Origin of the sequence: Arenibaculum pallidiluteum (genome assembly GCF_017355985.1) — a bacterium.
Taxonomy (GTDB): domain Bacteria; phylum Pseudomonadota; class Alphaproteobacteria; order Azospirillales; family Azospirillaceae; genus Arenibaculum; species Arenibaculum pallidiluteum.
In genome coordinates, this window is the sequence record NZ_JAFIQU010000005.1 from 186,262 (window position 1) to 210,681 (window position 24,420).

General features: G+C 70.1%; 23 protein-coding genes. 14 read left to right on the forward strand and 9 right to left on the reverse strand.

What is annotated here, in order from left to right; translation table 11 throughout:
• Positions 1–2: 2 nt before the first annotated feature.
• The 3 genes from JUB13_RS12790 (at position 3) to JUB13_RS12800 (ending at position 3,152) form a co-directional block, all read left to right on the forward strand.
• On the forward strand, positions 3–1,037 hold the full coding sequence (locus JUB13_RS12790) for a FecCD family ABC transporter permease (protein ID WP_207479829.1): 1,035 nt from the start codon (positions 3–5) through the stop codon (positions 1,035–1,037).
• Positions 1,034–1,819 carry a heme ABC transporter ATP-binding protein gene (locus tag JUB13_RS12795; protein ID WP_207479437.1) on the forward strand — a complete coding sequence of 262 codons (786 nt, stop codon included), beginning with the start codon at positions 1,034–1,036 and terminating at the stop codon, positions 1,817–1,819. Before JUB13_RS12790 ends, JUB13_RS12795 begins: the two co-directional genes overlap by 4 nt.
• 76 nt (positions 1,820–1,895) lie before the next feature.
• Positions 1,896–3,152 carry an Hsp70 family protein gene (locus JUB13_RS12800; protein ID WP_207479440.1) on the forward strand — a complete coding sequence of 419 codons (1,257 nt, stop codon included), beginning with the start codon at positions 1,896–1,898 and terminating at the stop codon, positions 3,150–3,152.
• Here JUB13_RS12800 and queG read toward each other — a convergent pair.
• Genes queG through queA form a run of 4 tightly spaced genes read right to left on the reverse strand, consistent with a single transcriptional unit; the run spans position 3,143 to position 6,944 of the window.
• On the reverse strand, positions 3,143–4,243 hold the full coding sequence (gene queG, locus JUB13_RS12805) for a tRNA epoxyqueuosine(34) reductase QueG (RefSeq protein WP_207479442.1): 1,101 nt from the start codon (positions 4,241–4,243) through the stop codon (positions 3,143–3,145). The two genes, JUB13_RS12800 and queG, sit on opposite strands and share 10 nt — an antisense overlap.
• Positions 4,230–4,694 carry a preQ(1) synthase gene (queF, locus tag JUB13_RS12810; RefSeq protein WP_207479445.1) on the reverse strand — a complete coding sequence of 155 codons (465 nt, stop codon included), beginning with the start codon at positions 4,692–4,694 and terminating at the stop codon, positions 4,230–4,232. The genes queG and queF overlap by 14 nt, the downstream gene beginning before the upstream one ends.
• Positions 4,675–5,916: a tRNA guanosine(34) transglycosylase Tgt gene (tgt, locus tag JUB13_RS12815; RefSeq protein WP_207479448.1), complete on the reverse strand. Its 1,242-nt coding sequence runs from the start codon at positions 5,914–5,916 to the stop codon at positions 4,675–4,677. The genes queF and tgt overlap by 20 nt, the downstream gene beginning before the upstream one ends.
• The gene (gene queA / locus JUB13_RS12820) at positions 5,913–6,944 is read right to left on the reverse strand and encodes a tRNA preQ1(34) S-adenosylmethionine ribosyltransferase-isomerase QueA (protein ID WP_207479451.1); all 1,032 of its coding nucleotides are present in this window, start codon (positions 6,942–6,944) and stop codon (positions 5,913–5,915) included. The genes tgt and queA overlap by 4 nt, the downstream gene beginning before the upstream one ends.
• 107 nt (positions 6,945–7,051) lie before the next feature.
• On the opposite strand from queA, the gene JUB13_RS12825 reads away from it, so the two are divergent.
• A complete protein-coding gene (locus tag JUB13_RS12825; RefSeq protein WP_207479454.1) occupies positions 7,052–7,738 on the forward strand; it encodes a queuosine precursor transporter in 687 nt (228 codons plus the stop codon).
• A gap of 43 nt (positions 7,739–7,781) precedes the next feature.
• On the opposite strand, the gene JUB13_RS12830 is transcribed toward JUB13_RS12825, so the two are convergent.
• Positions 7,782–8,282: a hypothetical protein gene (locus JUB13_RS12830; protein WP_207479457.1), complete on the reverse strand. Its 501-nt coding sequence runs from the start codon at positions 8,280–8,282 to the stop codon at positions 7,782–7,784.
• Positions 8,283–8,916: 634 nt separating this feature from the next.
• Between JUB13_RS12830 and JUB13_RS12835 the strand changes: the two genes are divergently transcribed.
• Together JUB13_RS12835 and JUB13_RS31345 are read left to right on the forward strand one after the other, a co-directional pair.
• Entirely contained in the window at positions 8,917–10,302 is a 1,386-nt protein-coding gene (locus JUB13_RS12835; RefSeq protein ID WP_207479460.1) for a TIGR03013 family XrtA/PEP-CTERM system glycosyltransferase, read from the forward strand.
• A gap of 97 nt (positions 10,303–10,399) precedes the next feature.
• Positions 10,400–10,852, forward strand: a complete 453-nt coding sequence (locus JUB13_RS31345) for a hypothetical protein (protein ID WP_236024919.1) — start codon at positions 10,400–10,402, stop codon at positions 10,850–10,852.
• A gap of 43 nt (positions 10,853–10,895) precedes the next feature.
• Here the strand turns inward: JUB13_RS31345 and JUB13_RS12845 are convergent, their stop codons facing one another.
• Complete coding sequence (locus tag JUB13_RS12845; protein WP_207479463.1) at positions 10,896–11,408, reverse strand: VirK family protein; 513 nt, start codon at positions 11,406–11,408, stop codon at positions 10,896–10,898.
• Positions 11,409–11,606: 198 nt separating this feature from the next.
• Positions 11,607–12,998, reverse strand: a complete 1,392-nt coding sequence (locus JUB13_RS12850) for an aminotransferase-like domain-containing protein (protein ID WP_207479466.1) — start codon at positions 12,996–12,998, stop codon at positions 11,607–11,609.
• 364 nt (positions 12,999–13,362) lie between these two features.
• Between JUB13_RS12850 and JUB13_RS12855 the strand changes: the two genes are divergently transcribed.
• Positions 13,363–13,557 carry a DUF1127 domain-containing protein gene (locus JUB13_RS12855; protein WP_207479468.1) on the forward strand — a complete coding sequence of 65 codons (195 nt, stop codon included), beginning with the start codon at positions 13,363–13,365 and terminating at the stop codon, positions 13,555–13,557.
• Here JUB13_RS12855 and JUB13_RS12860 read toward each other — a convergent pair.
• Positions 13,554–13,949 (reverse strand): YfiR family protein, encoded by a 396-nt coding sequence (locus JUB13_RS12860; protein WP_207479471.1) that lies wholly within the window; start codon positions 13,947–13,949, stop codon positions 13,554–13,556. The genes JUB13_RS12855 and JUB13_RS12860 overlap by 4 nt on opposite strands.
• A gap of 248 nt (positions 13,950–14,197) precedes the next feature.
• On the opposite strand from JUB13_RS12860, the gene JUB13_RS12865 reads away from it, so the two are divergent.
• The 6 genes from JUB13_RS12865 (at position 14,198) to JUB13_RS12890 (ending at position 21,648) form a co-directional block, all read left to right on the forward strand.
• A complete protein-coding gene (locus JUB13_RS12865; RefSeq protein WP_207479472.1) occupies positions 14,198–14,662 on the forward strand; it encodes a MaoC family dehydratase in 465 nt (154 codons plus the stop codon).
• A gap of 93 nt (positions 14,663–14,755) precedes the next feature.
• Entirely contained in the window at positions 14,756–16,471 is a 1,716-nt protein-coding gene (locus JUB13_RS12870; RefSeq protein ID WP_207479474.1) for a hypothetical protein, read from the forward strand.
• A 166-nt stretch (positions 16,472–16,637) separates the two neighbouring features.
• The gene (locus tag JUB13_RS12875) at positions 16,638–17,801 is read left to right on the forward strand and encodes a phosphoserine transaminase (RefSeq protein ID WP_207479476.1); all 1,164 of its coding nucleotides are present in this window, start codon (positions 16,638–16,640) and stop codon (positions 17,799–17,801) included.
• A gap of 83 nt (positions 17,802–17,884) precedes the next feature.
• Positions 17,885–19,462 (forward strand): phosphoglycerate dehydrogenase, encoded by a 1,578-nt coding sequence (serA, locus tag JUB13_RS12880; RefSeq protein ID WP_207479478.1) that lies wholly within the window; start codon positions 17,885–17,887, stop codon positions 19,460–19,462.
• A gap of 109 nt (positions 19,463–19,571) precedes the next feature.
• The gene (locus tag JUB13_RS12885) at positions 19,572–20,705 is read left to right on the forward strand and encodes an AI-2E family transporter (RefSeq protein WP_207479480.1); all 1,134 of its coding nucleotides are present in this window, start codon (positions 19,572–19,574) and stop codon (positions 20,703–20,705) included.
• A gap of 130 nt (positions 20,706–20,835) precedes the next feature.
• Positions 20,836–21,648 carry an FkbM family methyltransferase gene (locus JUB13_RS12890; protein ID WP_207479482.1) on the forward strand — a complete coding sequence of 271 codons (813 nt, stop codon included), beginning with the start codon at positions 20,836–20,838 and terminating at the stop codon, positions 21,646–21,648.
• Positions 21,649–21,699: 51 nt separating this feature from the next.
• Here the strand turns inward: JUB13_RS12890 and cls are convergent, their stop codons facing one another.
• Positions 21,700–23,190 carry a cardiolipin synthase gene (gene cls, locus JUB13_RS12895; protein ID WP_207479484.1) on the reverse strand — a complete coding sequence of 497 codons (1,491 nt, stop codon included), beginning with the start codon at positions 23,188–23,190 and terminating at the stop codon, positions 21,700–21,702.
• Between the two features lie 264 nt (positions 23,191–23,454).
• Between cls and JUB13_RS12900 the strand changes: the two genes are divergently transcribed.
• The gene (locus tag JUB13_RS12900; protein ID WP_207479486.1) at positions 23,455–24,273 is read left to right on the forward strand and encodes a hypothetical protein; all 819 of its coding nucleotides are present in this window, start codon (positions 23,455–23,457) and stop codon (positions 24,271–24,273) included.
• Positions 24,274–24,420 lie beyond the last annotated feature (147 nt).

Sequence of the window (24,420 nt, forward strand, 5' to 3'; positions counted from 1 at the left end):
CGATGTCCCAGGCCCTGCCGGCAGCCGGCCGAGCCGGGGCGCGCCGGATCCTGCCGGCGCTGGCGCTGGTGCTGGTCGCCATGCTGGTGCTGTCGCTGGTTCTGGGCGCGGTGGCAGTTCCGCCGGACAGGGTCCTGGCCGCGCTGATGGGGCAGGGGACGGGGCGGGATGCCGTCGTGGTGCTCCAGCTCCGCCTGCCGCGCGCGATCATGGGGGGCGCAACGGGGGCGGCGCTCGCGGTCGCAGGCGCGACGCTGCAGGGGCTTTTCCGCAACCCGCTGGCGGATCCCGGGCTGATCGGCGTATCCAGCGGGGCCGCCCTGGCCGCCGCAGTGACCATCGTTCTCGGCGGCCACCTGACGGCCCTGCTGCCGTGGCTCCAGACGGCCTGGCTGCTGCCTGTAGCGGCCTTTGCCGGCGGGCTGGTGGCGACCCGGGTGGTGGGCGCGGTCGCGACGCGGGACGGTGTGACCTCGGCGCCGGGCATGCTGCTTGCCGGGATCGCGGTCAATGCCATCGCCATGGCGCTGGTGGGCCTGCTGGTGTGGATGTCGGACGACCGGCAGCTTCGCGACTTCACCTTCTGGACGCTGGGCAGCCTCGCCGGCGCGGACTGGCCGCGCACGGCGCTCGCCCTTCCGCTGCTTCTGGTCCCCATGCTTCTCCTGCCGCGCCTCGCGCTGCCCCTGAACGCGATGATGCTGGGCGAGCGCGAGGCCGGGCATCTCGGTGTCGCCGTCCAGCGGATCAAGCGCCAGGCGGTGGTCCTCAGCGCGCTCGCCGTCGGCGCCGCCGTCGCGGCGACCGGGCTGATCGGCTTCGTCGGGCTGGTGGTCCCACACCTCGTGCGGCTGGTGGCCGGCCCGGACCAGCGTCTCGTCATTCCCGGCTCGGCGTTGCTGGGCGCATCGCTGCTGATGGGGGCCGACGCCCTGGCACGGACGCTTGCGGCGCCGGCCGAGCTGCCCGTCGGGCTGCTGACCAGCGCGATCGGCGGCCCCTTCTTCCTCTGGCTGCTGACCCGGAGGGCGCGATGATCCGTGCGGACGGCGTCACCGTGCGGATCGGCGGGCGCATCCTGCTGGATCGCGTCCATCTGTCGGTCGAGGCGGGGCGGCTGACGGCGCTGGTCGGTCCCAACGGCGCGGGCAAGTCCACTCTGCTCGCGGTTCTGGCGGGCGACCGCCGGCCCGATTCGGGGACGGTCGTGCTGGACGGCCGGCCGCTCCCGTCCTGGCGGCAGCGCGAACTCGCGCTCCGCCGGGCGGTGATGCTGCAGGACGCAGGCCTCGACTTCGGCTTCACCGCCGGCGAGGTTGTCGCGCTGGGCCGCCTTCCCCATGGCGGCCTGCGTCCCGAGGAGGACCGCGACGCGCTGGCGGCAGCCGCCGACATGGCCGCGGTGCGCGATCTCTGGACGAAGCCGTATCCCGCGCTGTCGGGGGGCGAGCGGCAGCGCGTCCAGCTCGCGCGGGCCCTGGCGCAGGTCTGGTCCCCCGGGCTCGATCCGCGTCTCCTGCTGCTGGACGAGCCGACCTCGGCCCTTGACCTGAGGCACCAATGGGCGACCCTGGCGCTCGCGCGCGACCTGGCGCGGCGCGGCTGGGCCGTGCTGGCCGTCCTGCATGACCTGAACCTGGCGGCCATGGCCGACCACGTGGCGCTGCTGAACGGCGGGGTCCTGGCTGCGGCCGGCACGCCAGCCGAGGTGCTGACGCCCGAAACCGTGGGCGGCGTCTACGGCATCGCGGTCGAGCGGGTCGCCACCGCCTCGGGCCTTTCCTGGCTCAGCCCGCTCCCGCCCGGCGCGGCGGGCTGATCCCTACGAAAGCCGCTGTGGCGCCCGAGGCGGGCCTGCACTAACTTCGCCGGCCCTCTGGCTGGCGGGTGGTGCCATGGCGCGCGCGTATTGCGGATTGGACTTCGGCACGTCGAACTCGACCGCCGGCATCGCGGCTGCGGACGGGATCCGGCTGGTGCCGCTGGAAGGCGATGTCCCGACGCTGCCCTCGGCGATCTTCTTCGATTTCGCGGATGGCGGCGTCCTCTATGGCCGGGCCGCGGTCGACGCCTATGTGGAGCGGGGCGACGGCCGCCTGCTGCGGTCGGTCAAGTCGGTCCTGGCAACCGATCTGATTGAGCAGGATACGGCGCTGAAGGACAGGCGCATCGCGTTCCAGGACGTGATCGCGCTCCTTCTCGGCCATGTGAAGGCGCAGGCCGAACGCAGCGCGGGACATCCGGTCGAGGCGGTCGTCCATGGCCGCCCGGTCCATTTCGTGGACGGTGACCCGGCCGCGGATGCGCGCGCCCAGGCAGCGCTGGAGGTGATCGCGAGGCGCGTCGGCTTCAGCGAGGTCTCCTTCCAGTTCGAGCCCATCGCCGCGGCGCTCCATTACGAAGCGCAGGTCGAGCGCGAGGAGATCGCGTTGATCGCGGATATCGGCGGCGGCACCTCGGACGTCTCGGTGGTGCGCATCGGACCCGACCGTGCGGTGCGGGCCGAGCGCGCCGGGGATGTGCTCGGCAACGACGGAATCCGGATCGGCGGCACCGATTTCGACCGTCAGCTCAGCCTGGAGGCGATCATGCCGCTGCTGGGCTACGGCTCCGCCATGGTCCGGCCGGGCCTCGCAGCCCCGCGGGGCTACTTCCAGGACCTCGCGACCTGGAGCAAGATCAATTTCCTCTACGTGCCACGGGTCCTCGCCGAGATCCGGCAGGTCCGGCGTGAGGCCAAGCAGCCCGAGCTCTTCGACCGCCTCCTGACGGTGCTCGAGCACAATCTCGGCCATGCGCTCGCCATGCGTGCCGAGGGCGGCAAGATCATGCTGTCGGACTGGCCCAGCGGCGAGATCGACCTGGACATCGTCGAGCCCGGCCTGGCGGCGCCGGTCGACCGGGCGCTGATGGCGCGGGCGATCGCGGAGCCGGTGGACCGGATCACCAGCTTGGTGCGCGGATGCCTCGGCCAGGCGGGCGTGCCGCCGGAGCGCGTGGCCGCGGTCTTCCTGACCGGCGGATCCACCCTGCTGCCGGCCGTGCGCCGGGCGATCGTCGGGATCGTGCCGGAGGCACGCGTCGTGGAGGGCGACAAGTTCGGCGCGGTCGGGCTGGGCCTGACGCTGGAGGCGCGGCGCCGCTACGGCTGAGGCGGTCGCGCCGGAAGGGCACGGAGCCGGGCTGCGGCCCAGCCCGCCGCGTCGCGGACGAGCTCCGACGGGTCGTTCGCCAGCGCCTCGGCGACCGGCGCCTGGGCGGGGTCGCCGCAGTTGCCGAGCGCGACCAGCACGTTCCGCACGAAGCGGTCCCGGCCGATCCGCTTGATCGGGGAGCCTGAGAAGACCTGCCGGAAGGCCGCGTCGTCGAGCTGCGCGAGGTCGGCGAGGCGCGGTGCCGTCAGCTCGGCCCGCGGCATGAAGGCGGGCTCGCGCGTCGCGCGGGCGAATTTGTTCCACGGGCAGGCCGCAAGGCAGTCGTCGCAGCCGTAGATGCGGTTGCCCATCAGAGGGCGCAGCTCCTCGGGGATCGGCCCCTTGTGCTCGATCGTCAGGTAGGAGATGCAGCGCCTGGCATCGAGCCGGTAGGGCGCCGGGAAGGCCGCGGTCGGGCAGGCGTCGAGGCAGCGCCGGCAGCTGCCGCAGCGGTCCGTCGCCTCGGCCTCCGGCGGCAGGTCCAGCGTCGTGTAGACCTCGCCGAGGAACAGCCACGATCCATGGCTGCGCGAGACCAGGTTCGTGTGCTTGCCCTGCCAGCCGATCCCCGCGCGGGCGGCCAGCGGCTTCTCCATGACGGGCGCCGTGTCCACGAAGACCTTCACCCCCGCGCCATGGACATGAGCGATCCATTGGGCCAGGGCCTTCAGCCGGCCCTTGATCAGGTCGTGATAGTCGCGGTTGCGGGCATAGACCGAGACGACGCCCCGGTCCGTGTGCGCCAGCAGCCCGCGGGGATCCTCGTGCGGGGCGTAGGACAGGCCGAGCGCCACCACCGTCCTTGCCTCGGGCCAGAGGGTGCGTGGATCGCCGCGGCGATCCGCCTTCTCTTCCATCCAGCCCATGTCGCCGTGCATGCCCGCCGCCAGGAATGCGGCAAGCCGGGCTCGCGCCTCCTCGCCGAGGGCAGCAGGGGCGAAGCCCACCGCGTCGAATCCCAACCCGAGCGCCCGCTCGCGGATCGCATTACGCACCGCGCTGCCGGCCGGCTCCAGGCCGGGATCGGGGACGGCTTCAGCCGCGGCCACGGTAGGGCGCGACCTCCTGCGGCGGGATCCACACGCCCGCCGGCGGCTCGCCGCTCTGGTAAAAGACGTCGATCGGCATTCCGCCGCGCGGATACCAGTAGCCGCCGATCCGGAGCCAGTGGGGTGCCAGCTCCTCGACCAGGCGCCTGCCGATGCCCACCGTGCAGGCCTCGTGGAACGCGCCGTGGTTTCGGAAAGCGGTGAGATACAGCTTCAGCGACTTGCTCTCGACGAGCCAGGCGTCAGGCACGTAGTCGATGACGAGATGCGCGAAGTCCGGCTGTCCGGTGATCGGGCAGAGCGAGGTGAACTCGGGCGCCGTGAAGCGCACGACGTAGCGCTCGCCCGGATGGGGGTTCGGGACCCGCTCCAGTACCGCTTCCTCGGGAGAGGTCGGCTGGGGCGCGGCCGCGCCGAGCTGGGTCAGTCCCTCATAGATCGACGGCGGCATCCTTGGTCTCCTCTGCGGTCTCCCCTGCGGTCTCCACTGGGGCGGCCCGGCCCGCACGGGCCTCCTTCGCGGGCTTGCGGACGGCCAGCGGGTCCGCGACCGGCGGCACGTCGCCGCGGCCGAGCATGGCTACCAGCTCGGCCGCCCGCGGCCCCAGGCGACCATCCTCGATGGCGCGGCGCAGCTCGGCCATCAGGTCCTGGTAATGGCGGAGATTGTGCCAGGTCAGCAGCATCGGTCCCAGCATCTCGCCGGCCCGGAACAGGTGGTGGAGGTAGGCCCGCGAATATTGCCGGCAAGCCGGGCAGGCGCAGTCCTCGTCCAGCGGCCGCTCGTCATGGGCATGGCGGGCATTGCGGATGTTGACGGTGCCGCGCCAGGTGAAGGCCTGGCCGGTGCGCCCCGAGCGGGTTGGCATCACGCAGTCGAACATGTCGATGCCGCGCAACACGCTGCCGATCAGGTCCAGAGGACGGCCGACGCCCATGAGATAGCGCGGCCGATCCTCGGGCAGCAGCGGCGTCGTGTCGTCGAGCACGCGGAACATGGTCTCCTGGCCCTCGCCGACGGCGAGACCACCGACCGCGTAGCCGTCGAAGCCGATGCCCGTCAGCGCGGCCACCGATTCCGCGCGCAGGTCGGGATATACACCGCCCTGCACAATGCCAAAGAGACCCTGGCCCGGGCGCTCGACGAAGGCGCGGCGCGAGCGCTCGGCCCAGCGCATGCTGAGGCGCATGGAGCGCGCCGCCTCGTCATGGGTCGCGGGGAAGGGCGTGCACTCATCGAAGCTCATGGTGATGTCGGTGCCGAGCAGGCGCTGGATGTCCATCGACCGTTCGGGCGTCAGGCGATGCCTGCTGCCGTCGAGATGCGAACGGAAGGTCACCCCTTCCTCGTCCATCGAGCGCAGCGAGGACAGGGACATCACCTGGAAGCCGCCGGAATCCGTCAGGATCGGCCCGTCCCAGTTCATGAAGCGGTGCAGCCCGCCGAGTTGGGCGACGCGCTCGGCCGTCGGGCGCAGCATCAGGTGGTAGGTGTTGCCCAGCAGGATCTCGGCGCCCGTGGCGCGCACGGAATCCGGCATCATGGCCTTAACCGTCCCGACGGTGCCGACGGGCATGAAGGCCGGCGTCTCGACGGTTCCATGGGCGGTGGCGAGGCGGCCGCGCCGCGCACGCCCGTCCCGCGCCAGCACCTCGAAGCCGATACCGCTCATGCCATCCTCCGCAGCAGCGATGCGTCGCCGTAGGAATAGAAGCGGTAGCCGGACGCGATCGCATGCCGGTAGGCCGCATGCATCCGCGGCGTTCCTGCGAAGGCCGAGACCAGCATGAAGAGGGTCGAGCGGGGCAGGTGGAAGTTGGTCAGGAGCAGATCCACGATCTTGAACCGGTAGCCGGGCGTGATGAAGATATCGGTCTCGCCCACGAAGGGTACGAGGGTGCCATCGGCGCGCGCCGCCGTCTCGAGCAGGCGCAGCGACGTTGTGCCGACCGCGACGATGCGCCCACCGGCGGCGCGGGCCGCGTTCACCGTCGCAGCCGTGTCCTCGGACACTTGGCCCCATTCCGAATGCATGCGGTGCTCGCGCGGGTCCTCGACCTTGACGGGAAGGAAGGTTCCGGCGCCGACATGAAGGGTAACCGCGGCCCGGCCGACGCCGCGTGCGGCGAGCGCGTCCAGAAGGGCCGGCGTGAAGTGGAGCCCTGCGGTCGGGGCCGCGACCGCGCCGTCTCGCGCGGCGAAGACCGTCTGATAGTCGCTGCTGTCCTCGGCGCGCTCGCCGGACCGGCGCGGGATGTAGGGCGGCAGCGGCATGCGCCCGTGCCGGTGCAGCGCAGCGACCAGCGCATCGCCCGCGCAGGAGAAGCGCAGCAGCACCTCGCCACCTTCGTCCTTGGCCTCGACCGTCGCGTCGAGATCCTCGGCGAAGACGATGCGGTCGCCAGGGCGCAGCCGCTTGCCCGGCTTCGCGAAGCAGCGCCAGGCCCCGTCAGGGGCGGGCTTATGCAGCGTCACCTCGACGTGGACGGCGCCGCGCATGCCGTCCAGGCGCGCGGGGATCACCCGCGTGTCGTTGTAGACCAGCATGTCCCCGGGCTGGAGCAGGTCCGGCAGGTCGCGGACGATCCTGTCCTCGATGGTCTCGTCGACGACCAGCAGGCGCGCCGCGTCGCGCGGACGCGCGGGCTCGTCGGCAATCAGGCCGGGGGGAAGGTCGAAGTCGAAATCGGCGGTGCGCATGGAGGCGGGGGGTATAGACCATCGTCCCCGAAGGCGAAAGCGGATTGACAGTTGGCCATGCGCACCGGCATTTGCAACGCCTTATCCCAAGGCCATTCGGACCCGCCATGTCGTCGCCGCGTCACGCCCAGCATTCGTCCTGGTTTCTTCTGATCGTCGCGCTCTTCGTGACCTGCCTGCTCGTCTCCAACGTGACGGCGGTCAAGCTTGTCATGGTCTCGGGCCTCGTCCTGCCCGCGGCGGTGGTGATCTTCCCGATCAGCTACATCATCGGTGACGTTCTGACCGAGGTCTACGGCTTCGCCCGCGCCCGCCAGGTGATCTGGCTGGGGTTCCTGTGCAACCTGCTGGCGGTCGCGGCATTCGCGGTCGGCGGAGCGCTGCCGCCGGCACCGTTCTGGGAGGGGCAGGAGGCCTATCAGCAGATCCTCGGCTCGGCGCCGCGCATCCTCGCCGCGTCGTTCATGGCCTATCTCGCGGGCGAGCTCGTCAATGCCTACGTGCTGGCGCGGCTGAAGGTGATGACCGGCGGGCGCATGCTATGGCTGCGCACCATTGGTTCGACCCTGGTGGGGCAGCTGATCGACTCCGCGATTTTCATCGGGATCGCCTTCGCCGGGGTCATGCCGGTAGAGGCCCTGGTGGCGGCCGCCGTCACCCAGTGGCTTGTCAAGTCGGCCTTCGAGGCTGTGGCAACGCCGGTGACCTACGCCGTGGTCGCCTTCCTGAAGCGGATGGAGGGCCTCGACGTCTACGACGGCGACACCCGCTTCTCGCCGCTTCCGCTGGGCTGATCCGGCGCGGCCACCCTGCTGCCGGTGGCCGAGGAGGAGGCGGTCAGGGACCGAGGAGGAGGATCCGCGCGGTTTCCCAGTGCAGCGCGACCGCGGCGCCGGCGCCGATACCAACGAGCAGGCAGATGATCCCTGCCAGGAGCCCTCGTCCCGCTGACGGGCGCGCATCGGCGGCTTCCATCGCGGTCGACCAGTCCAGCGACAGGGTGTCGAGCCGGGCCGCGATCTCGGCAACCTGCCGCGTCAGCCCGGCAACCTGGCGGTCGGTGTTCGCGAGCGCGCCCATGTCGCGGGACAGGGCCTCCACGGCCCGCTCGATGCGGCGCAGCGCCTCGGCGGTTTCCGGCTGCGGGCGCGCCGGCGCCTCGGCAGCCACGCGGCGCAGCGTCGCCTCCAGGGACGTCTCGAGCAGCGCCGCGCGGGCGCGACGCGCGGGCTCGGGCAGGTCCTGGTCGTCGATGCCCGCCGCGATGCGCTCGGTGGCGGCCTCGGCCGCGAGCTGGCGCAAGGCTGCGACGGCATTCTCCAGGGACTTTTCCGGCATCGGTCCTCCTTGCCTTTCACGATCTCGGGGGCTGCCGGCACTCTATAGAAGGCTCACCGCGCGCGGTGTGGCGGCGGCGTGGTAACGCGACGGGCGTGGCGCCCCGCCAGAGGCCGTAATTCCGCGCGCTTCCACCGCGGAGTGCGACCGCCGCGGCCCCGGGGCGTCTCGCCAAAAGTTCGGATGCAATGTCATCTTTTTCCCACCTTGCGGTTGAGGCCGTGCCGCCTCACCTTCATCGGGTGCGAATAGCCCTTCCGCCACGAGGCCGACGTGAGCGAGGCCCCTGCAGACAAGGAACGACGTCCTTCCGTTCGGAGATTGCCGCCGCGTTTCGGGGTGGCGCGCCCGGGACGTCTTCCGTGGGGTCGGGCGATCCCGATCATCATCATCCTCAGCCTGTTGGGGTGGCTGCTCGTCTTCGGCGTGCTCAGCCTGGTCGGCTGAGCCTCCGCCGGGGGACCCGCCCGGTTGTGGGGTAATCCCGGCCGTTCCCGGGAGGTGCTTTCGCGGACCGGCTTTGGCCTAAGCCCAACGGTGCCCCGGGCGATGCGCCTGCCGAAGCAGTGTCCGTTTTCTCAAATGCTAGGTTTCTGCCGACCGCTCCTGTCGCGGAATGGCGGAGACAAGCTGCATGATTCGCGTCTTCAACATGTACGTGCCCACGGCCTACCTGATGCTGGCCGTGGTGGACGCCTTCATTCTCGCCGGCGCCATGGCCTTCGGCCTTACGCTGAGCTGGTGGATGGACGATGGCGGGCTGGTGCCGGGAAGCCATCTCCTGCGGCATGTGCTGACATTCGCGGGGGTCGCGCTGCCCTGCCTCTTCGCGATGGGGCTGCACCAGCGCAAGTACCTGATCAGCCTGCGCGTCGTGCTGCTGCGCCTGATGGTCGCGATGGGCGCCACGCTGTTCGCGCTGCTCGCGCTCTTTTACGTCTTCCCGCCGCTGCGGATCTGGATCAGCGCACTGGTTCCGGCCTTCCTGCTCTCCATGGTCGGGCTCAGCCTGGCGCGCATCGTGCTGGTCCGGGTGCTCTGCGCGCCGACGATGCGCAGTCGGGTTCTGGTGCTCGGCACCGGCCAGCAGGCTCGCCGGATCGAGCAGGCCGAGCGCGAGCTCGACCCCGCCCATTTCGTCTGCGTCGGCTTCGTCCCCGTCGGTGCCGAGCCGGAACTGGTGACGCCCGGACGGATCCTGCGGGTCAATGACCTGCTCTCCGAGGCGCAGCAGCTCCGTGCGGACGAGGTGGTGGTGGCCTGCGAGCGGCCGGAGCTCGGCGTCCCCAAGGAGACGCTGCTGCGCTTCCGCGAGGCGGGGATCCGCGTGCTCGACCGTGCGACCTTCGTGGAGCGCGAGCTCTGCCAGGTCGACATCGAGGAGATCTATCCGGACTGGCTGCTCTATTCCGACGGAACATCCATGGGCAATGTGCCGGCCGTCGTGAAGCGTGGCTTCGACGTGGCGGTGAGCCTCGTTATGCTCGCCTTCACCTTGCCGCTGATGCTGCTCACGGCGCTGGCGATCAAGATCGAGGATGGCGGGCCCGTCTTCTACCGGCAGGAGCGGGTGGGCCTGAACGGGCGGACCTTCAGCGTGATCAAGTTCCGCAGCATGCGCGTCGATGCCGAGCGGGACGGGGTGGCGCGCTGGGCGCAACGGGGCGACAGCCGCGTCACGCGCGTCGGCCAGCTGATCCGCCTGATCCGCGTCGACGAGCTGCCCCAGATCCTGAACGTCCTCAGGGGCGAGATGAGCTTCGTCGGACCCCGGCCCGAGCGTCCCACCATCGTCAACGACCTGATCAGCGAGATCACGTCCTATCCGCATCGGCACATGGTCAAGCCGGGCATCACGGGCTGGGCCCAGATCAACTATCCCTACGGCGCCTCCATCGAGGACTCGAAGGAGAAGCTGAAGTTCGACCTCTACTACGTGAAGAACTCGAGCCTGCTGCTCGACCTGATCATCATCCTGCAGACCGTCCGCGTCGTGCTCTTCGCCCAGGGCGCGCGCTGACGGGCTCTCATCGCGTCCTGTGATTTCCGTCATGGCCGGCCTTTGGGCCGGCCATCACTGTTGAAGGGAGTGAAACCCGAGCGCAGGAGGAGGCACCATGATCCCGATCGGAAGGCTCGCCGGGTCCGCCGGCCTCGCGCTCCTGCTGCTGCCGGGCTGCATCGCCCATTCCGACGAGCGGCTGCGACACGGCTGGGCCCCGGCCCCGGGCTGGGCGCCACCACCGCCGGCCATGGCGCCGCCCTTCCCGGCGCCGCCGATCCTGGTTCTTCCCCGCCCGCAGCCGCCGCCGCTCTGGGTTCCGCCGCCCCCGTCATGGGCCGGGCCGCCGCGGTACTGGACGCCGGGACCTCCGGGCTGGGGGCCGCCGCGGCATTCCTGGGCTCCGCCGCCGCACCCGCGCTATTCCTGGGCGCCCCACTGGCGCAATCCCCACTGGCGCAATCCCCACTGGCGGAACCCCAGCTGGCGCGAGCCCCATGGCAGGCCCTGGCACCCGTCCCCCTTTGCTTGGCAGGGACGCCCCTCCTGGCGTTTCGACGGGCGCTGAGCGCGGGTCCGTTGCCGGCGACCGTCACCGGTTCAGGCCGGCATTACCGGACCGTCAGGCCCTCGCCGAGGGTGCACTCGAAGCGTTTCGACGCTGTCACGCGGTAGTCGGGCATTGAGACCGCCGACATGGAGACGGTCGCAAGGCCACCGGGCGGGATCTCGATGCGCAGGAACTCGGCCACCGCCGCTTTGCCGTCCGACACCATGTGATGCGTGGTGGACAGCCTGATCCGCTGCTGCTCGTCGATCATGTATTCGGCGAAGCTGAACCCGCCGCGCAACCCCGGGCCGGGCGTCCTTTCGCCCGCGACGTAGCACTTCGCAAGGTCAAGGGTGATGTTGGTCCGGCCCAGCCCGCGAAGCGAGCGCCGGATTCGCACGTAGTCCCTGTCGCTTTCGAGGATCTGCTGCATCTCGGGGTCGGTTTCGATCACCGAGATCGGCACCGTTTCGGCCGCGGCGCCTTGCGCCGCGGCGCGGTCAGTGGCCGCGAGCAGGTGGGACGACGCATACAGGCAGCATAGCGCGACCAGCGCCAGGACCGGCCTCTTCATGTCCAGCATCCTTATCCGGTGCGGACGACGCGGGAAGGCTCGCGCCCCGCTCGAGCCTTTTCCGTTTCCTGCGTTGCCGGACTATGTCGGACTGAATGAAACCGCCTACAGATGAAACATGGGTTTTGCAGCAGGGGCTTCACGCCGGGGGGCCGCGGCCGGGATCCATCGGCTGGAGCCGGCGTCAGGGGCGTTGATCTAGACGATGGGCAGCAGGAGGGCGCCGGGGCTTTCCAGCAGGTCGGCGATGATGCCGAGGCCGCGGCGCAGCGTCTCGCGCGTGGGGGCTGTCAGGCTGATGCGGACCGCCTGCGGGGCCTGTCCGCGTCCGACGATGAAGACGTCGGCGGGCGCGACCTTGATGCCCTTGCGCAGCAGCTCGCTGGTGAAGGATTCGCGACGCCAGGGCTCCGGCAGGCGGAGCCACAGGTAGCCGGCGCCGGCGGGCATGTCCGCGGTGTAGGGACCGAGCACCTCGCGCGCGATCTCCTGGCGGGCCAGGGTCTCCTCGTGGTGTCGGTCGGCGATGCGGTCCGCATCGCCGCTTTCGATCAGCACGCGGGCGAGCTCGGCCATGAAGGGCGAGGTCATCCAGCTCACGGCGCGGATGGCCTGGGACAGGCGGTCGCTCAGTCCGCGCGGCGCCGCCATGTATCCGATGCGCAGCCCCGGGGCCACGCTCTTGGTCAGGCTCGTGAGATAGATCGTGCTGTCCGGCGCGATCTCGGCGTAGGTCGGCGGCGCCTCGGGCGAAAGGAACCCGAATACGTCGTCCTCCACGATCACCACGCCGGCGGCTTGTGCGATGTCGGCGATACGCTCGCGCCGCTCCGCGGGTACGACGATCTGCGTCGGGTTGTGGAGCGTTGGGGTGGTGTAGAAGGCCCGGGGCGTGCCGACCGCCCGGATCGCGGCTTCCAGAGCCTCGGGCACGACGCCGTCCGCATCCATGGTGACCGGGTGCAGCTTGAGGCCTAGCGTCGCGGCTGCCACCTTCAGCCCGGGATAGGTGAGTTCCTCGGCCAGGATCGTGTCGCCGGCGCTGGCCAGCGCCATCAGGCTCAGGGCGATGGCGTTCTGACCGCCGCTGCAGACGAGCACCCTGTCGGGTTCGACCGCCAGCCCGTGTCTGGCGAGCCAGGAGGCGCCGGCGGCGCGGTGCACGGCCATGCCGGCATGGGGCTGGTAGCGCAGCAGGGCCTCGAAGTCCGGTCGGGCCGTCACCTTGGCTGCGGCCTCCGCCATGATCCCCTCGATCCCGATGGGAGCCGGCTGGCCGACCGACAGGTCGATGAGGCCGTCGTCGGCAGGTTCGCGCGGCTCCGGCATCGAGGGAACCGGACGCTCGGCGCCGCGCACGTAGGTGCCCCGCCCGACCTCTCCGCCGACCAGGCCGCGACGCTCCGCTTCAGCATAGGCGCGGGTGATCGTGCCGGTGGTGACGCCGAGCCGCAGGGCCAGGTCGCGATGGGTCGGAAGCCGCGTGCCTGGCGGAAGGCGGCCCGCCCTTACATCCTCGGCCAGGGCGTCGGCGATCGCGCGGTAGCGGGGGCCCTGGCGTTCGGCGATGTCGGGGATCCAACGTGTCATACCTGTTGCATACACCAGCAATGACAATCCGTTAAGGGCGACCGTTAACGGCAGTCGTTAGGGGCGGTCGTCTGCGGCGGCCGCCAGGCGTCACCGCCACGGGAGTGGCGCCATGCGGGACGGGACAGGCAGCCATGACAATCCTGATTGTCTCTATTTCACGCATGCAGCACGGATGAAGAAAGCGGCAGATCCGTAGGCATTCGCCCATCTTTCGGCCTGTTGCACCACTGTCACATGTTCGTGAAGGAGACATAATCCCCGTAATGTCACTATTGTATCGCGGAACAGAAACCGGATAATCGCATTGTCTCAGTGATCGGGGCATCTGAGCGTCGATCGATACCGACCGAGGGAGGAATGTATGCTGACAATGCGCGCGGGAGCCGCCCGGACCGGCGGGTTCTCCTTCGACCCGATGGGGATCGTGCTGACCTGGCTGGAACGCCGTGAGCAGCGCCATGCCCTCGCCAATCTCGACGATCGCCTGCTGAAGGACATCGGTCTTTCCCGCTCCCTGGTGGAGCGCGAGACCTCTAAGCCTTTCTGGGTGGCCTAAGCATCCAATGCGGCAGGTGATCCTGTCGGCCGGCCCCGCTGCCGGTCCCTGAACCCGTTCCCGGCAGCCGCACGGCCGTTCCAGGCCGCGGCCCGGGAACGGTGACGGCTGCGGAGCGGCTGCGCCATCTGCGCGTTCGCACGGCAGCCGCAAGGCTCGGCAGCTTCGAGCCGACGGCGGTTCTCCACCACCACGAAATTCACGATGCCCCCGCTGCTCTCCTGGCCGTTGGTGACGGTGAGGACAGGGCGGCCGCGCAAGGCGTCCAGCGCCGCGCCCACGGACTGGGCCAGCGAGCCCGCCACGAACGGAATGCGGCAGGGTGCGAGCACGAGTGGGATGGCGAGCAGCTTCGACAGCTCCCGGCCGGTCGCGCGCTCTCGCCCGTGCACCCGATCTGCTTCTGCTTCTGCCGCTCCCTTCGTCTTCCGTCCTGCCCCCGGGGACGATCCCGCAGGCAGGATCCCGCGCCGCGTCCCGCGGCTGTGCCGGGCCATCCTGGCCGGGGGAGCCCTGCGAGGCCAACCGATCATGGCGATCCCGTACCGGCACCTTCCGGACGGCATCGCTTGTGATCTCCGGTCCTTCGCGGCAGGCTTGCCGCCGCGGGCGCTGGCCCGCCCAGCGCGGAGGAATGGTCGTGCAGGAGCTCTATTTCGAGGATTTTCAGGTGGGGGGTCGTTTCGAGACCGCGGGGATCACCCTGACCGAGTCCCAGATCATCGACTATGCCCTGGTCCATGACCCCCAGCCCTTCCATGTGGACAAGGTGGCCGCCGGGCGCTCCGTATTCGGTGGGCTGATCGCAAGCGGCTTCCAGACAATGGCCCTGACCTTCCGCCTCTTCTACGAGACCGGCGTCCTCCGGGCGGCGAACCTGGGCGGCGCCGGGATCCATGAACTGCGCTGGCTGAGGCCCGTGCGCCCGGGGGATACGCTCTCCGCCGCGGTGGAGGTCCTGGAGATGCGTCCCTCGGGTTCGCGCGAGGACCGCGGCTGGATCCGCTTCGGCTATACCGCCCGCAACCAGGATGCCGAGCCCGTGTTGACCATGGCGATCGACCATCTGGTCGCCCGCCGCGCGCCGGCAGCTATCTCCGTCTGAAAAGGAGGGCAGCTACGCCAATTGGCGCGTGCAGCCTCTTTCGGATAGGATCCCCGCCGCGGGCAGAGATGCCCCGCGTGGGGGACAAGTCGGATGGCGGAACTTCCGACCGGCGCTGTGACGGTCGTCTACGAGCTGCACACGCTCCAGGATCGCTTCTGGAGGCTGGCTGCCGACGCGAACAGCCAGGACCGGCTGATGCAGGCGGCCGAGCAGTCGCTGCTGAACCAGTCGGGCGTGCAGGGTGTGCGCGTCGTGCGCTCTTCCCATTTCCATGGCTTCGAGCATTCGGACCGGGTCGTGCTGCACAAGTGGTTGCGCGCCGGGGCCGAAGAGCCCGACTTCGACCATCACGGGCCATCTGCGGCGAGCACGGCTGCCTGCACGGCGCCGGCGGATTTCTACCGCGAGGACGCGCGGGCCGAGATGCGCATCCTGCTGGCCCGCTTCCTCGAGGCTCGCAGGATCACGCCCGTCGAGCTCCTGCATTTTCCCGGCCACGCCGAGGAGATGGCCGCCAACCGGGCCGTCGTCGAGGCTGCGGTCCAAAAGGCGGCGCGCGCCCAGGTCACGGGAACGGCAACCCCGGCCAACCGGCGCCACCACGATCTGATGGAGCTCACCCACAAGGCCGTGCACGAGCTGGCTTCCGAGGCGCGGGCCAATCCGTTCGTTGCCATTGAGCCCGCGGGCTTCATGGCCGCCGCGCGCGAAGTCGCCGCTCGCTTTCCCGACCGTCCGGAGTTCCACGTCCTGCGCCTGCTGGCGGGATGCCTCGCGGACTCCGCGACCTGGACCGAGAAGCTCCACAGGATCGGGCTCGCCGCCGGTGCGGACGGGATCGAGATCCCGGAACTCAAGCCGATCGACATGGTCGCGGCCGAGATGATGCGCACGCCCTCCGCCCTGCGGGAGCTCGCGGGCGAACGGGGCACCCTGCAGGCCGTCCTGAAATTCCTGATGGACCTGCACGGCGGACGCGTGGGCGCTGTGCTCGGCGTTCCCGGCGAGGCCGGCGGGGCCGAGTCGCTGGGTCCGCTGATCGCCGCCGGGCTGATGCCAAGGACCCGCTCGGCCCTGCGCCTTTCCCTGCTGGAGGAGCTGGGGCGGCCCGCCTGGCTCCGTCCCGCCGGCGACCTGTTCCAGGAAATGGAGGCGCTGAACGTGGTGATCGCCGGGATGACCGAGGCGAGCCCCGCACTCGGGCGCGACGAGGAGGTCCGCGAGGCGGTCGAGCAGCGCTGCGGCCGCGCGATCGCGAGCGAGCGGCTCGCCATCGCGCTCCAGGGCGCGCGCACGACCTTCGAGAAGTTGGAGCGGCTCGTGCGGCTGATCCAGCTCGCCCCTGGCGAGCGCAACAAGGCCCAGCTCCGCGCCGTGCTGGTGCAGTCCGTCTCGCCGCGCATGCTGCTGCACGAGCTGATGCCCGCCCGCGCCCAGCGCGTCGAGGCGGCGGAGCATCTGGGCGCGGCGCTCGCCCTGCTTGGCGCCGGCGGGGTCGAGGGCAAGGCCGCAAGCCCCGTGGCAGGCCCCATCGAGGAGGAGCTTCTGGACATCCTGCGCAGCGAGGTCGTGGGATCGAAGAGGCCGCTGCCCGACCGCATCGACCTGCTGGTCAGGATGCTGGGCAAGGCGCCGCCCCCCGAGGGGCGGGTCCGCACCTTCGCCGCGGGCATCCTGACGCGCGCACTGTCCGTTCCGGACTTCCTCCCGGCCTACCGGCAGCGCTTCGTGCGCGAGGAACGGGAGGCGCTGCAGCGGCTCCAGCGTTTCGCCGCGGCCGTCGGCGCCAGCCCGGCCGGCGCCTGAGGGCGCGCAAGGGCGCCGCAGGGCGTCAGCGGCGGGCAGGGGCGCGAGCGGCGGGCCGCCGCGATTCCGGTGCGTTTTGGAATTTGCGTGCGGGACGGCCCGTCATTAAAGTCGCCGGCGGGCCACGACCCCCCACCGGGTCGCACTATTCTGGAAGGAATAGCACATGAAGCCGAACGACCGGCCTCGCACCCCCAATTTCTCCTCTGGTCCCTGCGCGAAGCGTCCCGGCTGGACCGTCGCGGCGCTCGCCGACGCCCTCGTCGGCCGTTCCCACCGCTCCAAGGAAGGCAAGGCCAAGCTCGCCGAGGTGATCGAGCTGAGCCGCCGCATCCTTGGCATGCCCGAGGGCTACCGGCTCGGCATCGTGCCCGCCTCGGACACCGGCGCGGTCGAGATGGCGCTTTGGAACCTGCTGGGCGAGCGCCCGGTCACCATGCTGGCCTGGGAGAGCTTCGGGAAGGACTGGGTCACCGACGCCACCAAGCAGCTTAAGCTGAAGGACACCGTGGTCCTGCAGGCGCCCTATGGCGGCCTGCCGGACCTCTCCGCCGTCGACTTCTCGACCGACGTCGTCTTCACCTGGAACGGCACGACCTCGGGCGTCCGAGTGCCGAACGGCGACTGGATCCCCGCAGATCGCCAGGGCCTGACCATCTGCGATGCGACCTCGGCCGCCTTCGCCATGGACCTCCCCTGGGACAAGCTCGACGTCGTCACCTGGTCCTGGCAGAAGGTCCTGGGCGGCGAGGGGCAGCACGGCATGCTGGCGCTCTCGCCCCGTGCGGTCGCCCGGCTCGAGAGCTACAAGCCGGCCTGGCCGCTGCCCAAGCTGTTCCGCGTGACCAAAGACGGCAAGCTGGTCGAGGGCATCTTCAAGGGCGAGACGATCAACACGCCCTCCATGGTCGCGGTCGAGGACGCACTGGACGGGCTGCGATGGGCCCAGTCCATCGGCGGCCTGCCGGCGCTGGTCAAGCGCTCGGAGGCCAACCTTGCGGCCCTGGCGGCCTGGGTCGCGCGGACGCCCTGGGTCGACTTCCTTCCGGCCGACCCGGCGATCCGGTCCTGCACCTCCATCTGCCTGCGCATCGTCGATCCCGAGATCACGCGGCTCGACGACGCCGGCCAGGCGGAGGTGGCGAAGAAGCTGGCCTCCGTGCTGGAGAAGGAGGGCGTCGCCCTCGACGTCGCGGCCTATCGCGACGCGCCGCCCGGCCTGCGCATCTGGGGCGGGGCGACCATCGAGACCGCCGACATCGAGGCGCTGCTGCCCTGGCTCGACTGGGCCTTCGCCACCGTCAAGGCGGGCCTGTCCAAGGCCGCCTGAGCCCCCGACCGCGCCGCGTCCTCTCCCGCCCACGGGTCGGGGAGGGCGCCTGCGCGCCTTCGCGCACGGAGGAACCAATCATCATGCCCAAGGTCCTGATTTCGGACAGCCTGAGCCCGCGTGCCGTCGAGATCTTCCGGGAGCGCGGCGTCGAGACCGACGTCCGCACCGGGCTGAAGCCCGAGGAGCTCGTCCGCGTCATCGGCGGCTATGACGGGCTCGCGATCCGCTCGGCCACCAAGGTCACCAGGGACATCCTGGAGGCAGCAACCCGCCTGAAGGTGATCGGCCGCGCCGGCATCGGCGTGGACAACGTGGACATTCCGGCCGCGACGGCGCGCGGCGTCGTCGTGATGAACACGCCCTTCGGCAATTCCATCACCACGGCCGAGCACGCGATCGCGCTGATGTTCGCGCTGGCCCGCGAGATCCCGCAGGCCAACACCTCGACCCATGCCGGCAAGTGGGAGAAGAACCGCTTCATGGGTGTCGAGCTGACCGGCAAGGTCCTCGGCATCGTCGGCTGCGGCAACATCGGCTCCATCGTCGCCGACCGCGCGCTGGGCCTGAAGATGCGCGTCGTCGCCTTCGACCCCTTCCTGTCGCCGGAAAGGGCCGCGGATCTCGGCGTCGAGAAGGTCGAGCTGGACGAGCTGCTCGCCCGGGCCGACTTCATCACGCTGCACACGCCCAAGACCGAGAGCACCAAGAACCTCCTGAACAAGGACACGCTGGCGCGCTGCAAGCGCGGCGTGCGCATCATCAACGCCGCGCGCGGCGGCCTGATCGTCGAGGCCGACCTGAAAGCGGCGCTGGAGAGCGGGCAGGTCGCGGCGGCCGCCCTCGACGTCTTCGAGCAGGAGCCCGCGAAGGAAAACGCGCTGTTCGGCATGGAGCAGGTGATCGCGACGCCGCATCTGGGCGCGTCAACCACCGAGGCCCAGGAGAACGTCGCCCTCCAGGTCGCCGAGCAGATGGCGGACTACCTGATGACGGGCGCCGTCACCAACGCCCTGAACATGCCCTCGGTCTCCGCCGAGGACGCGCCCAAGCTGCGCCCGTACATGAAACTCGCCGAGCAGCTCGGCAGCTTCGCGGGCCAGATCACCGAGAGCGGCATTCGCGCCGTCACGGTCGAATACGAGGGGCCGGTGGCCGAGCTGAACGTGAAGCCGCTGACCCAGACGGTGCTCATGGGCCTGCTGCGGCCCTTCGTGGACACCGTGAACATGGTCAACGCCCCGGCGATCGCGCGCGACCGCTCGATCACCATTGCAGAGACCAAACGCGAGCGCGCCTCGGACTACCAGACGCTGATCCGGCTGACGGTCGAGAGCGAGCATCGCGTGCGCACGGTCACGGGGACGCTGTTCGGCAACGAGAAGCCGCGGATCGTCGGCATCGAGGAGGTACCGATCGAGGCCGAGCTGTCCGAGCACATGCTGTTCGTCCGCAACGAGGACAAGCCCGGCTTCATCGGGGCGCTCGGCACCACGCTGGGCGAGGCGGGCGTGAACATCGCGACCTTCCATCTCGGCCGCACGGCGCCGGGCGAGAACGCGATCGCGCTGGTTTCGGTGGACCAGAAGATCCCCGAGCCCCTGATCCAGCGTATCGCGGGACTGCCCAGCGTCGTGCAGGCGCGCGCGCTGAGCTTCTGACGCACGATGCCCCGGGGCCCCGTCCGGGCCCCGGGGATCTTCGGGATCCCGCGGCACCCGAAGATGCTCTACCATTCCGGGCTCAACCGCCGGCAGCAGCGGGGAAGCCATGGATCTTCGCAGCTCCGGCCGCCGGCCCACGACGGCGCGCGGGCGTGGGGATGGGGCCGGGAAGCTCGGGCGTGGGCCAACGCCGATCCCGATTTCGGCATCGACCTGGAATCTCCTCCTGCTTGCGCAGGCGGCCCTGCTGCTGCTGGTCCTCTGGGCCGTACCCATCGTGCCGGCCATCGCCCTGGCGGGCTTCGCGGTCGCCCTGGTGCTGTCCTTCCCCGTGCAGCTCTTCGCCCGCTTCGTGCCGCGCGGCGCCGCCATCCTGCTGTCCTTCCTGATCCTGCTCGCCCTGCTGCTGCTGGTCGCATACATCGTCGTGCCGCTGCTGGTCTCGCAGGCCGGCGCGCTGGTCGGCGCGCTGCCGGGCATGGTCCAGAACCTGGACCGCTATCTCGTCCGCGCGCTCGACGCGCTGTACCGGAACGATCTGCTGCCGGACACGCCGGAGGTCATCGCGGCCCGGCTCACCGAGGATTTCAGGAACAGCCTCGGCGTTGTCGCGAACAACGTCCTCGGGCGGACCGTGGGGCTGGTCTTCGGAACTTTCAGCTACGCCCTCACGGTCTTTTCGGTGGTGTTCGTCGCGGCCTCGCTGCTGGCGAACCAGCGCCAGTTCAAGGCGGCCTATCTCGCGAGCGCGCCGAAACGCTACCGCCATGACGCGCTCTCGCTCTGGGATGCGCTCGGCCATGCGCTGTCCCGCTATCTCGGCGGGCTCGCGCTGGTGCTGCTGATTCAGGGCGCGCTCTCGGCGGCGGCGCTGTTCCTGATGGGAATCCCATATCCGCTGGCTCTCGGGGCCTGGGTGTCGATCACCGCGGTGATCCCCTTCCTCGGGGCCTGGCTGGGTGCCGTGCCGGCGCTTCTGGTGGCGTTCTCGATCTCACCGGGGACGGCCCTCCTCACGGGGCTCCTTTTCGTGGCGATCCAGCAGCTCGAGGGAAACGTGCTGACGCCGCGCATCCAGGCGCAGACGATCAAGGTCCCCGCGGTCCTCGTGTTCCTCGGCGTCATCGCGGGCGGGGCGCTGGCGGGCCTTGCCGGCGTGCTCCTGGCGGTGCCGACGCTCGCGACGCTGCGGGTGCTGTTCGACTTCTTCCGCGTCCGGCTCCGGCTCCGGCCCCGGTAGCTGGGGGCGCGATCTTCCGCGAGGGCTGGAGGACCCGGCCGGACCGCCGGGGAGGGTGCGGTTGAGCGGCCCCGATGCTTGCGATACAGTCCGCGGCCGCCCCTGGACACTGGTCTCGAAAGCTCCTCACATGGACCGCGATGCGATCATTCACGAGCTCGAGGCCCTGCTCCGCGAGCGGGGGGCAACGGTCGAGGCCTACCAGTTCTTCCTCGCCCTGCACCGCCTTGCGTTGTGCGGGATCGGCGCCGGGGCGGGCGCCGACGTCGACACGAGCGGCGAGGGCTTTGCCCTGAATTATCTCGCAGGGATGTTCAAGGACCAGCGGGAGGTCACGGTCTTCGACGTGGGTGGGAATGTCGGCCGCTATACGAAGGCGGTGCTTGCGCACATTCCGAATGCCCGGGTCTATGCCTTCGAGCCCTCGCCTGCCGCCTACGCCAGCTTTACAGCCAATGTTTCCGACCCACGGTGCAAGGCATTCAACTTCGGCCTTTCGGACAGCAGCGGGTCGGCAGAACTGTTCGCGCCGCGGCCGGGGGCGGGCCCCGCATCCCTCTACGCCAGGCGGCTCGACCACTTCGGTATCGAGATGAAGCCGGTCGAGACGATTTCCCTGCGCCGGCTGGACGAGGTGTGCGCGGAGAACGGCATTGGGCGCATCGACCTTCTGAAGATCGATGCCGAGGGTCATGAGCTGGCCATCCTGGCCGGCGCAGGGGACATGCTGAGGAGCGGGGCGGTCCGCGCCATCCAGTTCGAGTTCGGCGGCAGCAACATCGATGCCAGGACGTATTTCCAGGATCTCTGGTACGCCCTGCCGGACTTCTCGGTGCACAGGATCCTTCGGGACGGGCTGGCAAGGGTCGAGGCATACCGGGAGGAGGACGAGATCTTCCTGGCGCAGAACTTCCTGGCGCTTTCCAGGAACTTCCAGGCCTGACGGATGTGAGCCCGGGCGGCACCTCCGGGCAGGCCGCGTCCCTCTGAGGGCCTACAGCAGCGGCGAGAGGAGCCGTGCCAGGGAATCGCGCAGGCGGCTCGCCACCGGCCGGCGGAGATACTCGTCCAGCAGGAACGGCCGGCACCCGGCGAGGTCGCGCTCGAAGGCCGCGTCGAGCTCCGCTGCGACCGCCGGGTCGTAGACGACCGCGGTCGCCTCGTAATTGATGCTGAAGCTGCGGATGTCGAGATTGGCCGAGCCGACCGAGCAGACCTGGCCGTCGACGGTGATGACCTTCGCGTGCAGATAGCCTTTCTCGTAGAGATAGGCGCGCACGCCGGCCGCCGTGACCTCGGCGAGGTAGGTGCTCGCGGCCCAGTAGGGCGCCTGGTTCAGTCCCTCGCCCCGGGCGCTGAGCATCACCTCCACCTCGACGCCCGACAGCGCGGCGGCCTTCAGCGCCTCGGCGATGGTAGGGTCGAGGATGAAGAACGGGGACTGCAGCCGCACCCGGCGCCGCGCCGACAGGATCATGGCGAAGTAGAGCTGCCGGATCGCCCGCCACTCCGAATCCGGGCCCGAGGTGAGGATCTGGACCGGCACGCTCGGCGCGTGGTCCTCGTCCGCCGGGTCTGCCGTGTCCTCGGCGTGCTGCATGTGCTCGCGCAGCGGGGCGAGCGTATCGGGGGCGTACAGGTCCTCGCCGGTCGCGTTGTACCAGTCGATCAGGAACACGGTCTCCAGCACGGCGGCTCCGTCGCCGACGATGCGCAGATGGGTGTCGCGCCAGACATCGAAGTCCGGCCCGCCATCGATGTGCTCCTGCCCGATGTTCAGGCCGCCGGTGTACCCGATGCGCCCGTCGATCACGGCGATCTTGCGGTGGTTGCGGTAGGAGATCGTGTGCAGCCGGTACAGGGGCGAGACCGGCGCCACCAGCACGCCGGCCTGCCTGAGCTCGCGCCGGTAGCGCCTGGACAGCCGCAGGAAGGAGCCGACGGGATCGTACAGCAGGCGCACCTCGACGCCGGCCTGGGCCCTTTCGATCAGGATCTCCTTGAGCTCCTGCGTGAAGGGATCCTCCGCCCAGATGTAGTACTGGAGATGAATTGAATGCCGGGCCGTCTTAAGGTCCGCGACCAGGCTCGGATAATGCTCCGCCGCGTCCTGCTGGACGGAGATCCGGTTGCGGAGCGTGAGGACGGAATGCGAGTTCCGCCGCACCAGCCGCATCAGCCGGTGCCGGATCGTCCCATCCGCCTCCAGCCCGTGGATCTCGGCCTCCTGCTCGTCCAGCAGGCGGCCGAGAAGCCGCGTCAGGTTCGGCTTCAGGTTCTGCCGGGCGAGCGCGTTCTCGCGGCTGAACGCCTTCCGGTCCCGGCCGAACAGGAGATAGATCGCCAGGCCGGCGCCGGGCAGGGCCAGGAACAGCAGCATCCAGGCGAACGTCGCTGGCGGGCGCCGGTTCTCGAGAACGATATAGATGCCCGTGAGCAGTACGTAGCCGGAGAAGAGCCAGCCAAAAGCCGCGGACCAGTTCATCCTGCCTGCATCGCTCCCATGCCTTCGGAGGTCCGGCGAGCTGGCGGACGCGTCGCGCGCCCGCCTTGCCCGGAGACGCGCCGGGGACGGTCGCCTGCGCCGGTATCCGCGTCAACACGCCGGGGCGTGGTTTCGGCCATCCCGCACGGAGGGATGGGCCGCCGCGGCGCCGAATGTCCGCGCCGCGGATCATTTCGAAAGCTTTACGATATCTTCACCAATTTCGGGACATTTTCGCGATGAATGCCGAAAAAGGGGTGACCCGTGGCAGTCATCGACGTTGCGCAGCGGCAGAAGATCATCGATGGCCTGCTCCGGAAGGCGGAAGACCTCCTGAGGTCCATGCGCAATGGCGCCATGACCGAGCCACCAGAGGGAATCGAGGCGCGGGCGCTTGCCCTGGCCGAGCTGATGAAGGCGCCGGAATTCCCGCCGCAGCGCGCCTCGGAGTTCCGCGAGCAGGCCAAGATCTTCCAGCGGAACGCCTTCCAGCGCAGCGTCGACGCGCAGCTCTCCCTGGCCGAGCAGGCCGCCCGAGCCGGCGACGACAAGAAGCGCAACGAGATCCTGGCCAAGGCGCGGGAGCATTTCGGCAAGGCGGTGCGGTTCGGCGTGGATGACGAGTTCCGCGGCGCCGTGGAGCGGCGCGTCCAGGCGATCATGCTGACCTCGGCGGGGGGCGTGGACCAGCGCACCAAGGATGCCGCCGCCCGCAAGCTCGAGACGCAGGACGCCGCGACCAAGGCGCCGGCCGGCAGGGAACGGCGCGGCGCCATCCGCTACTTCGATCCGCCCCTGACGGTCGTGCTCGACGGACGCAGCTATCATACCGTGAACTGGTCGATCCGCGGCCTGCTGATCGAGGATTTCCGCAACGACCAGGGCCTTCGGGTCGGTGACAAGGTGCGCCTCGACCTCAGCTGCGAGTTCAGTCCCGACCCCGTGCGCCAGCCGGCCGTCGTGGCGCGGGTCGGCAACCCCGACGGCACGCTGGCCCTGGCCTTTCCCGCCATCAGCACCGCCGTGCTCGGCTTCGCCCATGCCATGAAGGGCGCGGGCGTGCAGGCCGCGCCCGAGCGCTAGGCATCGGGGCGACTTCCTGGGGCGCCCGCCCTGGGACTTCAGCCAGGGACATCCTCCCGGGACGGCATTCCGTCGCGGCGGCGCCATCTGCCGCAATTCCGTTTGCCCGGGCCGGGGCTTTGGGCTAACAACCGCCCGGAACCTGCT

What these genes read in the sequence shown, in the direction of transcription:
- JUB13_RS12790 (WP_207479829.1), top strand. Translation starts at nt 3, where the DNA reads ATGTCCCAGGCCCTGCCGGCAGCCGGCCGAGCCGGGGCGCGCCGGATC.
- JUB13_RS12795 (WP_207479437.1), top strand. Translation starts at nt 1,034, where the DNA reads ATGATCCGTGCGGACGGCGTCACCGTGCGGATCGGCGGGCGCATCCTG.
- JUB13_RS12800 (WP_207479440.1), top strand. Translation starts at nt 1,896, where the DNA reads ATGGCGCGCGCGTATTGCGGATTGGACTTCGGCACGTCGAACTCGACC.
- queF (WP_207479445.1), bottom strand. Translation starts at nt 4,694, where the DNA reads ATGCCGCCGTCGATCTATGAGGGACTGACCCAGCTCGGCGCGGCCGCG.
- tgt (WP_207479448.1), bottom strand. Translation starts at nt 5,916, where the DNA reads ATGAGCGGTATCGGCTTCGAGGTGCTGGCGCGGGACGGGCGTGCGCGG.
- queA (WP_207479451.1), bottom strand. Translation starts at nt 6,944, where the DNA reads ATGCGCACCGCCGATTTCGACTTCGACCTTCCCCCCGGCCTGATTGCC.
- JUB13_RS12825 (WP_207479454.1), top strand. Translation starts at nt 7,052, where the DNA reads ATGTCGTCGCCGCGTCACGCCCAGCATTCGTCCTGGTTTCTTCTGATC.
- JUB13_RS12830 (WP_207479457.1), bottom strand. Translation starts at nt 8,282, where the DNA reads ATGCCGGAAAAGTCCCTGGAGAATGCCGTCGCAGCCTTGCGCCAGCTC.
- JUB13_RS12835 (WP_207479460.1), top strand. Translation starts at nt 8,917, where the DNA reads ATGATTCGCGTCTTCAACATGTACGTGCCCACGGCCTACCTGATGCTG.
- JUB13_RS31345 (WP_236024919.1), top strand. Translation starts at nt 10,400, where the DNA reads ATGATCCCGATCGGAAGGCTCGCCGGGTCCGCCGGCCTCGCGCTCCTG.
- JUB13_RS12845 (WP_207479463.1), bottom strand. Translation starts at nt 11,408, where the DNA reads ATGAAGAGGCCGGTCCTGGCGCTGGTCGCGCTATGCTGCCTGTATGCG.
- JUB13_RS12850 (WP_207479466.1), bottom strand. Translation starts at nt 12,998, where the DNA reads ATGACACGTTGGATCCCCGACATCGCCGAACGCCAGGGCCCCCGCTAC.
- JUB13_RS12855 (WP_207479468.1), top strand. Translation starts at nt 13,363, where the DNA reads ATGCTGACAATGCGCGCGGGAGCCGCCCGGACCGGCGGGTTCTCCTTC.
- JUB13_RS12870 (WP_207479474.1), top strand. Translation starts at nt 14,756, where the DNA reads ATGGCGGAACTTCCGACCGGCGCTGTGACGGTCGTCTACGAGCTGCAC.
- JUB13_RS12875 (WP_207479476.1), top strand. Translation starts at nt 16,638, where the DNA reads ATGAAGCCGAACGACCGGCCTCGCACCCCCAATTTCTCCTCTGGTCCC.
- serA (WP_207479478.1), top strand. Translation starts at nt 17,885, where the DNA reads ATGCCCAAGGTCCTGATTTCGGACAGCCTGAGCCCGCGTGCCGTCGAG.
- JUB13_RS12885 (WP_207479480.1), top strand. Translation starts at nt 19,572, where the DNA reads ATGGATCTTCGCAGCTCCGGCCGCCGGCCCACGACGGCGCGCGGGCGT.
- JUB13_RS12890 (WP_207479482.1), top strand. Translation starts at nt 20,836, where the DNA reads ATGGACCGCGATGCGATCATTCACGAGCTCGAGGCCCTGCTCCGCGAG.
- cls (WP_207479484.1), bottom strand. Translation starts at nt 23,190, where the DNA reads ATGAACTGGTCCGCGGCTTTTGGCTGGCTCTTCTCCGGCTACGTACTG.